At 58.7% G+C, this 15,361-nt stretch carries 9 protein-coding genes and 1 pseudogene; 6 read left to right on the top strand and 4 right to left on the bottom strand.

Annotated features, from left to right (window positions below; translation table 11 throughout):
• Positions 1–125 precede the first annotated feature (125 nt).
• The 3 genes from QMK58_RS14865 to QMK58_RS14875 all read left to right on the top strand — a co-directional run bounded on the left by QMK58_RS14865 (position 126) and on the right by QMK58_RS14875 (position 6,145).
• On the top strand, positions 126–1,778 hold the full coding sequence (locus tag QMK58_RS14865; protein WP_320394894.1) for a VRR-NUC domain-containing protein: 1,653 nt from the start codon (positions 126–128) through the stop codon (positions 1,776–1,778).
• A complete protein-coding gene (locus QMK58_RS14870; protein ID WP_320394895.1) occupies positions 1,775–4,054 on the top strand; it encodes an ATP-dependent DNA helicase in 2,280 nt (759 codons plus the stop codon). The genes QMK58_RS14865 and QMK58_RS14870 overlap by 4 nt, the downstream gene beginning before the upstream one ends.
• 171 nt (positions 4,055–4,225) lie before the next feature.
• Positions 4,226–6,145: a PAS domain-containing sensor histidine kinase gene (locus tag QMK58_RS14875; RefSeq protein ID WP_053160166.1), complete on the top strand. Its 1,920-nt coding sequence runs from the start codon at positions 4,226–4,228 to the stop codon at positions 6,143–6,145.
• On the opposite strand, the gene QMK58_RS14880 is transcribed toward QMK58_RS14875, so the two are convergent.
• The 4 genes from QMK58_RS14880 to QMK58_RS14895 form a co-directional block, all read right to left on the bottom strand.
• The gene (locus QMK58_RS14880; protein ID WP_053160169.1) at positions 6,123–7,484 is read right to left on the bottom strand and encodes a cation:proton antiporter; all 1,362 of its coding nucleotides are present in this window, start codon (positions 7,482–7,484) and stop codon (positions 6,123–6,125) included. The genes QMK58_RS14875 and QMK58_RS14880 overlap by 23 nt on opposite strands.
• The gene (locus QMK58_RS14885; protein WP_053160171.1) at positions 7,484–8,095 is read right to left on the bottom strand and encodes a Yip1 family protein; all 612 of its coding nucleotides are present in this window, start codon (positions 8,093–8,095) and stop codon (positions 7,484–7,486) included. The genes QMK58_RS14880 and QMK58_RS14885 overlap by 1 nt, the downstream gene beginning before the upstream one ends.
• Positions 8,096–8,170: 75 nt before the next feature.
• A complete protein-coding gene (locus tag QMK58_RS14890) occupies positions 8,171–9,028 on the bottom strand; it encodes an SDR family oxidoreductase (protein ID WP_320394896.1) in 858 nt (285 codons plus the stop codon).
• A gap of 227 nt (positions 9,029–9,255) precedes the next feature.
• Positions 9,256–10,410 (bottom strand): PatB family C-S lyase, encoded by a 1,155-nt coding sequence (locus tag QMK58_RS14895; protein ID WP_320394897.1) that lies wholly within the window; start codon positions 10,408–10,410, stop codon positions 9,256–9,258.
• 295 nt (positions 10,411–10,705) lie between these two features.
• On the opposite strand from QMK58_RS14895, the gene fdnG reads away from it, so the two are divergent.
• From fdnG to QMK58_RS14910, 3 genes and pseudogenes are all read left to right on the top strand, one after another.
• The gene (gene fdnG / locus QMK58_RS14900) at positions 10,706–13,771 is read left to right on the top strand and encodes a formate dehydrogenase-N subunit alpha (RefSeq protein ID WP_320394898.1); all 3,066 of its coding nucleotides are present in this window, start codon (positions 10,706–10,708) and stop codon (positions 13,769–13,771) included.
• On the top strand, positions 13,772–14,707 hold the full coding sequence (gene fdxH, locus QMK58_RS14905; protein WP_053160181.1) for a formate dehydrogenase subunit beta: 936 nt from the start codon (positions 13,772–13,774) through the stop codon (positions 14,705–14,707).
• A pseudogene (locus QMK58_RS14910) lies at positions 14,704–15,359 on the top strand (formate dehydrogenase subunit gamma). The gene fdxH and the pseudogene QMK58_RS14910 overlap by 4 nt, the downstream one beginning before the upstream one ends.
• Positions 15,360–15,361: the final 2 nt, after the last annotated feature.

Genomic DNA, 15,361 nt, shown 5'->3' on the forward strand with positions numbered 1-15,361 from the left:
AGTTCTACCGTCCTGAAAATATAGCGGACTGTGCTGCCATTGATCCTTTTCCGTTTGCATCGGGCGGGGGGAAACTGGTATCTGTATGGATAGCCAGTACTTGTAAGCCTTGGGCCCGATCAAACGTGACCGCACATCCTCTTGATGATCCTTTCTATTACCTCAATAACTTCATGCAAGTGCTTGATTGGCTTGAGCATCGTTACGCCGATGTACTGAGCGTCGAGGAGCAGTCCTTCCTTCGCGACTTCAAACGGTTGCCCCGTGAGACGAGTGCACTGCTGGTCAGAATGGTGATGCGCAAGGGCATTCACTTCAGGGCGAGCAAACTGCATTACGACGAAATCGGTGATATCGCTACGGCGGTCGAACCATTGCTCGAAATGGGGTGGGTTGATGAACACACGCCATTATCGATGGAAACGCTGTTCGAGGTGCTACTCAAGGCCGAGATCCTTCAGTGTTTCAGCATGGCCATCGACCAGCCCAAAGGAAGGAAAAGCGATTGGCTGCCGGCACTGAGCGAACGGTTCCCGCAGGCGCAACGTTTCACCGACTGGTGCCCGACACTCGAGGAGCGCCTGTTCAGCCTGACCATCATGAGCCTGTGCGATCGCCTGCGCTTGATGTTTTTTGGCAATCTTTATCAGGACTGGTCAGAGTTCGTGCTCGCCGACCTTGGTGTCTATATCTACGAAAAAGTCGAGTTCTGTGCCGAGTCAAGGGGCCTGCGTAACCGCGCGGACGTGGATGCCTGTGTCCTGCTGCACGAATATCAGCAACAGTTCGAGTCAGGAGCAGCGCTGGACGAAGTGGTTGAACGGATTTCAGGTTTGGTGCTGGACAACCCATGGCTGCAACGACGACGCGCCAAGCTGCTGTTCCAGATGGCCCAACACTGTGAACGCATCGCGGACTTCTCCACGGCCCTCAACCTGTACCGCAAGTGCAGCTATCCCGGGGCGCGTTCACGGCTGATTCGGGTGTTGGAACGCTGCGGTGAGTTCCAGTTGGCCCTGGAACAGGCGACGCTGGCCGAGCAAGCGCCGGAAAGTGCCGCCGAACACCAGCAATTGCTCCGTGTACTGCCCCGATTACGACGCAAGCTCGGTGGGCCGCCAATCAAACGCGCCTCACCTCGGCCAATGCAACGCCTGGATCTGCAGTTGCCCAGAAGTGAGCCCGCGTTGTCGGTGGAGTTCCATGTTCAGGCGCATTTGTCGCAAGGAATGGCGCCGGTGCATTACGTCGAAAACAGCTTGATCAATTCATTGTTCGGGTTGCTGTGCTGGCCGGCGATTTTCGCGCCGCTGCCGGGGGCTTTTTTCCACCCGTTCCAGCGCGGGCCCGTGGACCTGCTCAATGAAGACTTCCATGAGCGCCGGGCGCAACTGTTCCAGGCATGTCTCGCTGAACTCGACGACGGGCGCTACCGCCAGACCATACGCGAACGCTACACCGGCAAGTGGGGCGTGCAGTCACCGTTCGTGTTCTGGAGCGTGCTCAGCGAAGAATTGCTCGATCAGGCTCTGGACTGCTTGCCCGCCGAGCACCTCAAGCACTGGTTCAACCGCCTGTTGCAGGACATCAAAGCCAACCGCGCCGGCATGCCGGACCTGATTCAGTTCTGGCCGCAGGAAAAGACCTACCGCATGATCGAGGTCAAGGGGCCTGGTGATCGATTGCAGGACAACCAGGTTCGCTGGCTTGAGTTTTGCCATGAACACCAGATGCCTATCGCCGTCTGCTATGTGCAATGGTCGGAGCCAGGCGCTTGAACTACAGCATTGCGGTACGGGCACTGTGTGAATTCACCGCCAAGGCCGGTGACCTCGATCTGCGTTTCACCCCTTCACCGACGGCGCTGGAAGGCATTGTCGGGCATCGCACGGTGGCGTCACGTCGCAGTGAAGGCTATCGAAGCGAAGTCTCCCTGGAAGGATATTTTCAGACATTGACCGTCAAGGGCAGGGCGGACGGCTATGACCCGGCGCAAAACTGCCTCGAGGAGGTCAAGACTTACCGTGGCGACTTGAGCAAACAACCGGACAACCACCGCCAGCTGCATTGGGCCCAGGCAAAAATCTATGGCTGGTTGATGTGCCGCAAACTCGATCTGCCACAGATCAATCTGGCGCTGGTGTACTTCGATGTCGTCAGCGAGAAGGAAACCTGCCTGGTCGCTGCCTGTAGTGCCGATGAGCTGCAACAGTTTTTCGAGGCGCATTGCGCGCGATTCCTGCAGTGGGCCGAGCAGGAAATGATCCATCGCGAAGGACGCAATCGGGCCGCGCAACAATTGGCGTTCCCCCATGCCGACTTTCGACCGGGGCAGCGTCACCTCGCTGAATCGGTGTACAAGGCCGTCAGTACCGGGCGCTGCCTGATGGCCCAGGCCCCGACGGGGATCGGCAAAACCGTGGGCACGCTGTTTCCGATGCTCAAGGCCCTGGCGCCACAGCAACTGGACAAGGTGTACTTCCTCACGGCGAAAACTCCCGGACGCAAATTGGCCCTGGACGCGGCGCAGGTCATCCTTGAAGGCGCCGGCGCACCACCGTTACGGGTTCTGGAAATGGTTGCCCGGGACAAGGCCTGCGAACACCCGGACAAAGCCTGTCATGGCGAATCCTGTCCACTGGCCCGCGGGTTTTATGATCGTCTGCCGGCGGCGCGTCAGGCGGCGAGTCAATTGAGCCTGTTGAACCACAATGGATTGCGCAAGATTGCCCTGGCGCACGATGTCTGTCCGTATTACCTGAGTCAGGAAATGGCACGCTGGGCAGACGTCGTGGTTGCCGATTACAACTACTACTTCGATTTCACCGCATTGCTGTTCGGATTGGCGCAGGCCAATAACTGGAAAGTCGCGGTACTGGTCGACGAGGCCCACAACCTGGTAGAGCGCGGCCGCCAGATGTACAGCGCCAGCCTTGATCAATGGACCTTGAATGGCGTCCGAAAAAACGCGCCAGAAGTGCTTAAAAAGCCGTTGCAGCGGGTCAATCGCGAATGGAATGCGCTGCATAACCAGCAAACCGGCACCTATCAGGCTTATGACAAGGCCCCGGAAAAACTGCTGCAGGCATTGTCCTCGTGCAGCGCCAGCATTGGCGACTATCTGAACGATCACCCCCAAGGGCTCGACAGCGCCCTGCAAAGTTTCTATTTCGACATGCTGCAATTTGGCCGGGTGGCCGAGTTGTTCGATGAGCAGTTCCTGTTCGATATCAGCAAGCGCGATCTCGAGCGCAAGCGCCCACTTTCGACGCTGTGCCTGCGCAATGTGGTGCCCGCCGGCGTCATCCGCCCACGCCTGACTGCTGCGCGCAGTACCGTGCTGTTTTCCGCGACCCTCAGCCCCCGGCACTATTACGCGGATTTGTTGGGGACCCCAGCGGACATGGTATGCATCGATGTGGAATCGCCCTTTCACGCCGATCAACTGAAAGTGCACATCGTTAACCAGATTTCCACACGCTTCGTTCACCGCGAGTCATCCCTCGGGCCGATTGTGGAACTGATCGCCAGGCAATTCACCGAACTTCCCGGTAATTACCTCGCATTTTTCAGTAGTTTCGATTATTTGCAGCAAGTGGCGCAGTTGTTGGCGCAAACTCATCCACACATCAAGGCATGGTCGCAGTCCCGAGGGATGGCCGAAGAGCAACGCCAACAATTTCTCGACCAGTTCAGCGCCGATGGCCAGGGCGTCGGTTTCGCGGTGCTTGGCGGCGCGTTCGGTGAAGGCATCGATTTACCCGGCGCGAGGCTGATCGGCGCGTTTATCGCAACGCTTGGTCTGGCACAATTCAATCCGGTCAATGAGCAGCTCAAGCATCGGATGGCGGCGATCTTTGGTGCAGGATACGACTACACCTACCTGTATCCCGGTGTGCAAAAAGTGGTTCAGGCTGCAGGTCGGGTGATCCGGACGCAGCAGGATCAAGGGGTGGTGATGTTGATAGACGACCGGTTTGGAGAAGGCAAGGTCAAGCAGTTATTGCCCCGTTGGTGGTCAATCGCACCGACGCTTCTTTATCCCGCGATGTAAAGGGCTTTTAAAACATACCGAACGTCAGCTGTTCAACGTTCTGTCTAGACACCGAGTGACCGCGACAACAAGGATTAAAATTGCCGTTCCAGGTTCTGTACGTCGTTATTCGCACTTTCCAAATCAGCGGTTTGTCGCATACTTCACACAAACATCCAGGCGACGCAATCAATGAGTGAAGATCGATCCAAGGCAGCCGCCATCGACGACAGCCGTTTCAAGCTGCTGATCGATGCAGTGATTGACTACGCGATCTACATGATTGATCCGGACGGCATCATCACCAGCTGGAACGCGGGCGCCAGGCGATTCAAGGGTTATGAGGAAGCCGAGATTCTGGGACAGCATTTCTCGCGTTTCTATACCGAAGACGACCGCCGTGCCGGGTTGCCTCAACGGGCGCTGGACACCGCGCTTGGCGAAGGTCGATTCGAGGGGGAAGGCTGGCGGGTGCGCAAGGACGGCACGCATTTCTGGTGCCATGTGGTGATTGACCCGATACGCGACTCGTCGGGCACGTTACTGGGCTTCGCCAAGATCACCCGGGATCTGACCGACCGGAAAATGGCCGAAGAAGTGCTCAAGCAAAGTGAGCAACAGTTTCGCCTGCTGGTGCAAAGCGTGACGGACTATGCGATCTACATGCTTGCCCCGGATGGACGCCTGACCAACTGGAACCCGGGGGCGCAGCGCATCAAGGGCTATTTCCCCGAGGAAGTCATCGGCCAGCACTTTTCGATGTTCTACACCCCCGAAGATCGCGAGGCCGGTGAGCCGCAACGCACCCTGGAGGTCGCCGTTCGCGAAGGTCGATTTGAAAACAAAGGCTGGCGTGTGCGTAAAGACGGTACTCGGTTCCTCGCCCATGTGGTCGTGGACCCGATCTGGGGCGAAACCGGGACCTTGCTCGGGTTTGCCAAGATTACCCGGGACATCACCGAAGTCACGCAAGCTCAACAAGCATTGGAGAAAACGCGCGAAGCGTTGTTCCAGTCGCAGAAAATGCAAGCCATCGGCCAACTCAGTGGCGGGATTGCACACGATTTCAACAACTTGCTGACGGTCATCCTCGGCAACCTGGAAATCGTGCGCAAACGGGTCACGGACGATTCGAAAATCATCCGATTGATCGACAATGCGACCCAGGGTGCCTTGCGAGGTGTGTCCCTGACCCAGCGAATGCTGGCCTTCGCCAGACGTCAGGAACTCAAATCCGAACCGGTAAAGCTGCCAGCGTTGATCGAAGGCATTTCCGGCCTGTTGCGCAGCTCCCTTGGGCCATCTGTGACAGTTGAAACCCGCTTTCCACGGGATCTTGAGCAAGTGCTCGCTGACGTCAATCAGCTGGAACTGGCCGTTCTCAATCTGGTGACCAATGCCCGGGATGCGATGCCCCACGGCGGGAAAATCCTGATCAGTGCCCGAACGGAAGACGCTGCAGACAGCCGTGTGTCTTCGCTGTCGGTGGGACGTTATGTTTGTCTGAGTGTTGCCGATACCGGGGAGGGCATGGACGAGGAGACGCTGGCTTCTGCGATGGACCCGTTCTTCACCACAAAAGGTGTCGGCAAAGGCACAGGGCTCGGACTGTCAATGGTCCACGGTTACATAGAGCAACTGGGTGGGCGTTTCATCCTCAAGAGCCAGAAAGACCTGGGGACGACCGCTGAACTCTGGTTGCCGGTCGCTACCAGTGAGTCAGTCGCCAAACCCGCGGCACTGGAAGCTGCCGTCACGGTGCCACGCCTGTGCGTGCTGGTGGTGGACGATGACAGCCTGGTGTTGACCAGCACCAGCCTGTTGCTGGAAGACCTGGGACACCGGGTCATCAGCGCCCTTTCCGGTGCCAGGGCGCTCGAAGTGTTCGCCAGCGAAACCGATATCGATCTGGTCATCACCGACATGGCCATGCCGCAGATGAGTGGTGAGCAATTGGCCCACGCCATCCGTCTGATGAAACCAGCGTTGCCAATCATCCTCGCGACCGGTTACGCCGAACGCCTTGAGGGGTTTGCGGCCGATCTGCCTCGGCTTTCAAAACCGTTCACGCAACTCAATCTGGTGGAGATCATTGCCCAGGCGATGAAATGACAGGGCGATTGTGCAGCTCGTAGCGAGCAAGCATCGGCTGGGTGCTGATGCCATGCACCAAAATGCTCAGCGCTACGACCGAGAGCGTGATGTCGGCACATAACGTGGCGACCGAAGGCGGCAGGTCATGATTCAAGGCATAGAACAGGTAATAAAAGCTACCGATGCCACGGATACCAAACCAGCCAATCAGCAGGCGCTGCGGGCCATTGATCAACCGGCCCCACGGCATGAGCAGCACAACCAGCGGGCGAATCACGACAAACAACACCAGCGCGATCACCAGTGCCCGCCAATCCCAGTGTGCAATCAGCACCACGCCCAGCAACGTGACCAGAAACACTTCCATGGATCGCTCCACCAAGCCGCCAAACGACAACATGTCGCCCATCATGATCCCGGCTGCGACCTGACTGTCTTCGAGGTTTTCCACATCACCGTGCACAGCGGCTTCAGGCTCGACATTCTGATGACCGACGACGGGTTGAACCAGATGCTCAGCCGGAGTGTGGGCGTCACCCGACGAACTGACCTCGGCCTGACGCAACCCCAGGCCAGCGGCAAACACCGAAAGAAATCCATAGCCCTGGATCGTTTCGGCCACGACATAGGCCAAAGCAATCAGGGCGAGGGCCAGGTAATCATTGGGTGAGAACGTGCTGTCAGCATTTTTGATGCGCATGAACAGGGTCAGACGGCCGATCCCGCGCCCCATCCAGTAGCCCGTCAGCAAGCCTGCGGGTACTGCCCATAACAGCCGTTTCAATGCCCAGTCATCAAGCCATGCCTGCGGGCTGCCGCTGGATTGCATAAACAGCAAACCAAGGATGACAAAGGGAAATGCAATGCCGTCGTTGAGGCCTGCCTCACCCGTCAATCCGAATCGAACCGGATCATAATCCTTGGCGTCGTTGACCTGCACCAGTGACGCCAGCACCGGGTCGGTAGGCGCCAGTATTGCCCCGATCAACAACGACGGCCCCCACGGCAATTCAAAAGTGAAATGCAGCAACACGCTGACCCCGGCAATGGTCAGCACCATCACTGGCCCGGCCAGCGTGAATGCAACCCTCCATCGGCGGTCGCGAAGGTTCAGCCGCAGTTTCAAACCGCAGACAAACAGTGAAAAAAGTACCGCGACCTCGGACAGATGCTCCATCCAGAAAGCCGCATCCTTGATATCGAGCGTGAGCAATTGCAGCCCGGCCGGTCCGATGACCACGCCCAGTACCAGACACACTGCCGAGGTGGTCACCGGCATCCAGCGCAGGTAGGACGATGTGAGCGCAAGGGTGAGCAACACCGCACCCAGCACCGCCACCCAGGCCGTGAAGCCCATTATCCGACGGTAGCGCGCAAGTACTCAGGGGTGAGCACGTTGAACCACATCAGGATCATCGTCACCAATATCGTCACCAGGACCAACAAACCAACGCCCCAGACACACGCCGAATTGAGCAAACCTTGCTCCTTGCGCTCGTGCATGAAGGTCGGCAAGCCGATAAACAACAGGAACGTCGAATACGCCGATGCCGCGGCAAGTACTGCAATTGCCAGCCATCGACTGGGGTACAGACCCGCAATTCCGGCAAGGAAAAATGGCGTGGCGGTGTAGGCGGCAAAGCCAATGCATTGATTGATCGTCGGCCGCGCCTCGAAGGTGCGAGACATCCAGCGGATGAACAGACCCATTACCGCGATGCCCACCAGAATGCTCAGGTACAACATGACGCACAGGTGCAAGGCGCTACGGGGGCTGAGCCGTACCGTTTCGTTTTCGGCCAGGCTCCAGCCGACGTAAGTCGTGCCTATATACAGACACACGGCAGGGATCAGCGCCAGGATCAGCAAATGTGCCAGGTAATGACGCGGGTGCGCTTCCTCTTCCTTGCGAATATCCGTCCAGGCGAAGTTCGGTTGAGTGAACAGTTTGACAAGGGGTGCGGACATGACGACCTCCAGGTATCAGGACCTATACGGTGTTGAGCACTGGAAGCCATCACCGGTTCAAATTTTTCGGCGGTGTTACAGCATCGGTTTTCCCCCGGTAACACCGTAGCGCTGTCCGGTGATGTAACTGGCTTCATCGGAGGCTAGCAGCACGTAGATCGGGGCGACTTCCACAGGCTGGCCCGGGCGCCCCAGCGATGTGTTGGCACCGAAGTTTTGTATGGTTTCTTCAGACATGGTCGAGACGATCAACGGTGTCCAGATCGGCCCTGGAGCCACGCTGTTGACGCGAATGTTATTTGGTCCGAGCATTTGCCCAAGACCGGCGGTGAAATTAGCGATCGCGCCCTTCGTTGTGGCGTAGGCCAGCAATGTCGGATTGGGCATATCGGAGTTGACGGAGCTGGTGTTGATGATCGAACTGCCGGGCTTCATATACTTCAGCGCGGCCTGGCAGATTCGAAAAATGGCGGTGATATTGACGTCGAAGGTCATCACCCATTCTTCGTCGGGAATGTCTTCGAGGTTTTCGTGGGTCATCTGGAACGCGGCGTTGTTGACCAGCACGTCAATGCGACCGAAACGTTCGACGGTTTTTTCGACCAAGGCCTGGCAATGCTCCTTTTGCGCTAGATCCCCGGATATCAATAAACATTGACGGCCTGCTTGTTCGACCCAGCGCGCGGTTTCCTTCGCGTCCTCGTGTTCATTGAGGTAAGCGATGGTCACATCGGCACCCTCCCGGGCGAAGGCAATCGCCACGGCGCGGCCGATACCGCTGTCAGCGCCGGTGATCAAGGCAATCTTGCCCTCCAGCCGACCGGAACCCTTGTAGCTTTGCTCGCCACAGTCGGGATAGGGGTCCATTTTCTGCTGGTCACCGGGAACCGGCTGCTGCTGCCTGGGGAAGGGCGGTTTGGGATAGTCGTTCATCATCAATCTCCGGATTCAAGGCTGAGGAGTCAAAGGGTTGACCCTGGCGTTTTGTCCGGAGTTCGGTTGGATTCTGACAATCCGAAAATGTTCTGAACCCTGTAGGAAGCGCGGTGTGCAGGATTGTGGGTAAAACTCGATCTGTAGGAGCCGGCTTGCTGGCGAACCGGGCGACGCGGTGTGTCAGGCTGGACGCCTTCGCTGGCAAGCCAGCTCCTGCAAAGAAATCAGCCCTTGAGGTCACGCAAACTACGTTCCAGCCGCGCAATACCTTCCTCCAGCAGCGAACGCGGGCAGCCGAAGTTCAGGCGCACGAACTGCTTGCAGTCATCGCCAAAGTCCAGCCCGGCGCTCAAGCCGACCCTGGCCTGTTCCAGGAAGAACTGCTGAGGGTCGTCGAGCCCCAGCGCCGAGCAATCCAGCCAGGCGAGGTAGGTGCTTTGCGGCACGTTCATGGTGATGCCCGGCAAACGGGTGGCCACGGCGTCAACCAGATAATCGCGGTTGCCTTGCAGGTAGTTCTTCAACTCGGCCAACCACGGAGCCGCCTCACTGTAAGCCACTCGAGTGGCTTCCATGCCCAACGGGTTGACGCTGTCGACCATGCCGCAACGGGCGTGGTTGACGCGTTCGCGCACGTGGCGGTCCTGGATGATCATGAACGAGGTTTTCAGACCGGCGATGTTGTAGGCCTTGCTCGCGGACATCAGCGTAATGGTGCGCTGGGCGATTTGCGGGCTTAGCGTGGCCATCGGAATGTGTGTGCGGCCGTCGAAGCACAGTTCGGCGTGAATCTCGTCAGAGATGATCCAGGCATCGTGCTCCAGACAGATATCGGCGATGGCTTGCAGTTCTTCCCGGGGAAAGGCTTTGCCCAACGGGTTGTGCGGGTTGCTCAGCAGCAGCGCGCCGCCGCCCTGCAAGGATTCGCTCAACGTCGCCAACGGTGTGGCATAGGTGCCGTCCGGCTGCGAATCGAAACTCAGCTCGACCTTGTTCAGCCCCCAATGACCTGGCGCGTGGCGCAGTGGCGGATAGTTTGGAACCTGCACGACGACATTCTGTTGTGCCTGTACCAGCGCCTTGAGCGCCATGTTGAAACCCGACTCGACCCCCGGCAGGAAGATCAGCTCTTGCGGTTCGACGCGCCAGGCGTACTTGTTCCAGAGATCGGCGACGATTGCTTCGCGCAGATCGTCCTGAGCCACGCTGTAGCCGACCATCGGGTGCTCCAGGCGTTTTTGCAGAGCCTGGACAATCACCGACGGCGCGGCGAAATCCATGTCGGCGACCCACATTGGCAGCACATCGGCCGGGTAGCGGCTCCATTTGGTGCTGCCGGTGTTGTGGCGGTCGAACACCTGATCAAAATCGAAAGTCATGCGCGGTCTCGTAAGCGGGGTTGAACATGCGCCAATGATAAGCGCCAACCTACTGTAGGAGCGAGCCTGCTCGCGAAGGTGGGTCAGATACGGTGGTGTCAACTGAGACACCATCGCGAGCAGGCTCGCTCCAACAAGGATCTTCGCAGCAAGCTGATTTTGTCCGACGGTCGGTTGTCATGGTGAATTCGACAGCATTGGCTAAAGTTCAAGTGTCGGCAGACAGACTGCCGCAACCGTGGTTGTTCAAAAAGACCCGGCCATGTACCGGGTTCCACCTGATCAGGAGTGCACGATGGATCTCAGCCGTCGTCAGTTCTTCAAGGTCGCCGGTATCGGCCTTGCAGGCTCTAGCCTGGGCGCGTTGGGCATGGCCCCGACGGCAGCCTTTGCCGAACAGGTGCGTCATTTCAAGCTCGCCCACACCCATGAAACCCGCAACACCTGCCCGTATTGCTCGGTCGGTTGCGGTTTGATCATGTACAGCCAGGGCGATGATGCGAAGAATGTCGCGCAAAATATCATTCACATTGAAGGTGACGCCGACCACCCGGTCAACCGCGGCACCCTTTGTCCCAAAGGCGCAGGCCTGCTGGATTTCATTCACAGCCCCGGTCGTCTGCAATACCCGCAAGTACGCAAGCCCGGCAGCACCGAATGGACGCGCATTTCCTGGGATGAAGCACTGGATCGCGTCGCCGACCTGATGAAGGCCGATCGCGACGCCAACTTCATCGAGAAAAACGCCCAGGGCCAAACGGTGAACCGCTGGCTCACCACCGGTTTCCTCGCGGCCTCGGCGGCATCCAACGAAGCGGGCTACGTCACCCACAAAGTCATTCGCAGTCTCGGCATTCTGGGGTTTGATAACCAGGCGCGTGTCTGACACGGCCCGACGGTGGCAAGTCTTGCCCCGACGTACGGCCGTGGTGCCATGACCAACCACTGGACCGATATCGCTAACGCGAATCTGGTTCTGGTGATGGGCGGCAACGCAGCAGAAGCGCATCCGTGCGGCTTCAAATGGGTGACCGAAGCCAAGGCGCACAACAATGCGCGGCTGATCGTGGTCGATCCGCGTTTTACCCGGACCGCTTCGGTGGCCGACTATTACGCGCCGATCCGCACCGGCACCGACATCGCCTTCATGGGCGGGCTGATCAATTACCTGCTGACCGAGGACAAGATCCAGCACGAGTACGTGCGCAACTACACCGATGTGTCGTTCATCGTCAAAGCCGGGTATGGCTTCGAGGACGGGATCTTCAGCGGCTATGACGCCGCCAAGCGCACGTACACCGACAAGTCCGGGTGGGGCTATGAGTTGGGCGAGGACGGCTTTGCCAAGGTCGACCCGACCCTGCAAGACCCGCACTGCGTCTATCAACTGATGAAGCAGCATTACAGCCGCTACAACATCCAGTTGGCGAGCCAGATCTGTGGCATGCCGGTCGATGCGATGCAGAAAATCTGGGAAGAGATCGCCACGTGCTCGCAACCGGGCAAGACCATGACGATCCTCTATGCCCTGGGCTGGACCCAGCACTCGATTGGCGCGCAGATCATTCGCAGCGCGGCGATGGTGCAACTGTTGTTGGGCAACGTCGGCATGCCGGGCGGAGGTGTGAATGCCTTGCGCGGGCACTCCAATATCCAGGGCCTGACCGACCTGGGCTTGCTGTCGAACTCACTGCCCGGCTACCTGACGCTGCCTACCGATACCGAGCAGGATTACAACGCCTACATCGTCAAGCGTACGCAAAAACCGTTGCGGCCGGGGCAGCTGTCCTACTGGCAGAACTACGGAAAATTCCATGTCAGCCTGATGAAAGCCTGGTACGGCGCCAATGCCACGGTGGAGAACAACTGGGCCTACGATTATTTGCCGAAGCTGGACATTCCCAACTACGACATCCTCAAGGTGTTCGACCTGATGGGCCAGGGCAAGGTCAACGGCTACATGTGCCAGGGCTTCAACCCCATCGCCGCGCTGCCCGACAAGAACCGGGTGATGGTGGCGCTGGCCAAGCTCAAATGGCTGGTGGTGATGGATCCGCTGGCCACTGAAACCTCGGAGTTCTGGCAAAAGGTCGGTCCGTACAACGACGTCAACAGTGCCGAGATCCAGACCGAAGTCATTCGCCTGCCCACCACCTGTTTTGCCGAAGAGGACGGTTCGCTGGTCAACAGCAGTCGCTGGTTGCAATGGCACTGGAAGGGTGCCGATGGCCCTGGCGAAGCGCGCACTGACATTCGGATCATGAGTGAGTTGTTCCTGCGTCTGCGCCAGCGCTACGAGAAAGAGGGCGGCAAATACCCCGATCCGATGCTGAAACTGTCGTGGCCGTACAAGATTGCTCACGAGCCTTCGCCTGAAGAACTGGCCAAGGAAATCAACGGCTATGCCACGACGGATTTCACCGACGTCACTGGCGCCGCCATCAAGGGCAACGCGCAACTGGCCGGGTTTGGTCAACTCAAGGACGACGGCAGCACGGCATCCGGGTGCTGGATTTTTTGCGGCAGCTGGACCGAGATGGGCAACCAGATGGCGCGCCGTGACAACAACGATCCGTTCGGCATGCATCAGCATCAAGGCTGGGCATGGGCCTGGCCGGCTAATCGACGGATTCTCTACAACCGCGCTTCGGCGGACCTGTCCGGCAAGCCGTGGGATTCGAAAAAACGCCTGGTGTGGTGGAACGGCAAGGCCTGGGGCGGTACCGATGTGCCGGACTACAAGGCTGACGTGGCGCCGGAAGCGGGGATGAATCCGTTCATCATGAACCCCGAAGGCGTGGCGAGGTTCTTCGCCGTCGACAAGATGAACGAAGGCCCGTTCCCCGAGCATTACGAGCCGTTCGAAACACCAATCGGCATCAACCCGCTGCATCCGCAAAACAAGAAAGCCACCAGCAACCCGGCAGCGCGAATCTTCGATTCGGTATGGGAGACCCTCGGCGTGGCCAAGGATTACCCATACGCCGCCACCAGTTACCGGCTGACCGAGCATTTCCACTTCTGGAGCAAGCACTGCAAGCTCAACGCGATTAGCCAACCGGAGCAATTCGTTGAAATTGGCGAGGTGCTGGCCAAGGAAAAAGGCATCGTCGCCGGTGACCGGGTGCGGGTCAGCAGCAAGCGTGGCTTCATTGAAGCGGTGGCGGTGGTGACCAAGCGGATTCGTCCGCTGCAGGTCAACAATCAGGTGGTGCACCAGATCGGTATCCCGTTGCACTGGGGCTTTACCGGCCTCACGCGACACGGCTACCTGACCAACACCCTGGTGCCGTTCCTCGGCGATGGCAACACACAGACCCCGGAATCCAAGTCATTCCTGGTTAACGTGGAGAAAGTCTAAATGGCCAGCCAAGACATCATCGCCCGCTCGGCCACCACCACACCCGCGCCCTCGGTGCGCGGCGTGGCCGAAGTCGCCAAGCTGATCGACACCACCAAATGCATCGGCTGCAAGGCCTGTCAGGTCGCCTGCTCGGAATGGAACGAGTTGCGCGACGAGGTCGGCCATAACCATGGCACCTACGACAATCCGCAAGACCTCACCTCGGAAACCTGGACGTTGATGCGCTTCACCGAGCACGAAACCGACGCCGGCAACCTGGAGTGGCTGATCCGCAAGGACGGCTGCATGCATTGTGCCGAACCCGGATGCCTGGCGGCGTGCCCCAGCCCGGGGGCGATCATCAAGCACGCCAACGGCATCGTCGATTTCGATCAGGATCATTGCATCGGTTGCGGTTACTGCATCACCGGTTGCCCGTTCAACATTCCGCGCATTTCGCAAAAAGATCACAAGGCTTACAAATGCACGTTGTGTTCGGACCGCGTGGCAGTGGGGCTGGAGCCTGCTTGTGTGAAAACCTGTCCGACCGGCGCCATCGTATTCGGCACCAAAGACGACATGAAGGAACACGCTGCCGAGCGCATCGTCGACCTCAAGAGTCGCGGCTTTGAAAATGCTGGCTTGTACGACCCCGAAGGCGTCGGTGGTACCCACGTTATGTATGTGTTGCACCACGCCGACACGCCACGGATTTATGCCGGGCTGCCTGATCATCCGGCGATCAGCCCCTTGGTGGGATTGTGGAAAGGCATCAGCAAACCCCTGGCGCTGCTGGCCATGGGCGCTGCGGTGCTGGCCGGGTTCTTCCACTACGTGCGCATCGGACCGAACCGGGTCGAAGAAGATGAGCACCCCAGTCCACTGGACACTTCGGTGCATGAGGTCGATCCGGCGGTACACACCTTTGATCCACGCGGGGAGGGCAGGCCATGAGTAACAAGACCATCCTGCGCTACACCAGCAACCAGCGCACCAATCACTGGCTGGTGGCGATTCTGTTTTTCATGGCCGGGTTGTCCGGGCTGGCGTTGTTTCATCCGGCGCTGTTCTGGCTGAGCAATCTGTTCGGTGGCGGGCCCTGGACGCGCATTCTGCACCCGTTCATGGGCGTGCTGATGTTCGTGTTTTTCCTCGGTCTGGTGTTCAGCTTCTGGCGCGCCAACTTCTTCATTGCCAATGATCGCCTGTGGCTCAGGCGCATAGACCGGGTGATGGCCAACGACGAGGAGGACGTGCCACCGGTGGGCAAGTACAACGCCGGGCAGAAGCTGCTGTTCTGGACTTTACTGCTGTGCATGCTGGTGTTGTTGTTCAGCGGTCTGGTGATCTGGCGCGCCTATTTCAGCGAGTACTTCGGCATCACCGCGATTCGCTGGGCCATGTTGCTGCATGCGTTGGCGGGGTTTGTGCTGATCCCTGAGCATCATCGTGCATATCTCGCCGGGTCGCTAGATCAAAGGATTCGGTCCACGCCATGCTGCACGGCTGGGTCAGCCGCCATTGGGCGAAGAAGCACCATGAACTCTGGTACCGCGAGGTGACCCGTGACGAGGCACCGAAACCACCGATCACGAAAAAGGGCTGACC

The organism is Pseudomonas sp. P8_241 (assembly GCF_034008315.1).
Lineage (GTDB): Bacteria > Pseudomonadota > Gammaproteobacteria > Pseudomonadales > Pseudomonadaceae > Aquipseudomonas.

Excerpts from the sequence above, each read along its gene's own strand:
- QMK58_RS14880 (WP_053160169.1), bottom strand. The coding sequence starts at position 7,484 with ATGGGCTTCACGGCCTGGGTGGCGGTGCTGGGTGCGGTGTTGCTCACC.
- QMK58_RS14895 (WP_320394897.1), bottom strand. The coding sequence starts at position 10,410 with ATGACTTTCGATTTTGATCAGGTGTTCGACCGCCACAACACCGGCAGC.
- QMK58_RS14890 (WP_320394896.1), bottom strand. The coding sequence starts at position 9,028 with ATGAACGACTATCCCAAACCGCCCTTCCCCAGGCAGCAGCAGCCGGTT.
- fdxH (WP_053160181.1), top strand. The coding sequence starts at position 13,772 with ATGGCCAGCCAAGACATCATCGCCCGCTCGGCCACCACCACACCCGCG.
- QMK58_RS14885 (WP_053160171.1), bottom strand. The coding sequence starts at position 8,095 with ATGTCCGCACCCCTTGTCAAACTGTTCACTCAACCGAACTTCGCCTGG.
- QMK58_RS14875 (WP_053160166.1), top strand. The coding sequence starts at position 4,226 with ATGAGTGAAGATCGATCCAAGGCAGCCGCCATCGACGACAGCCGTTTC.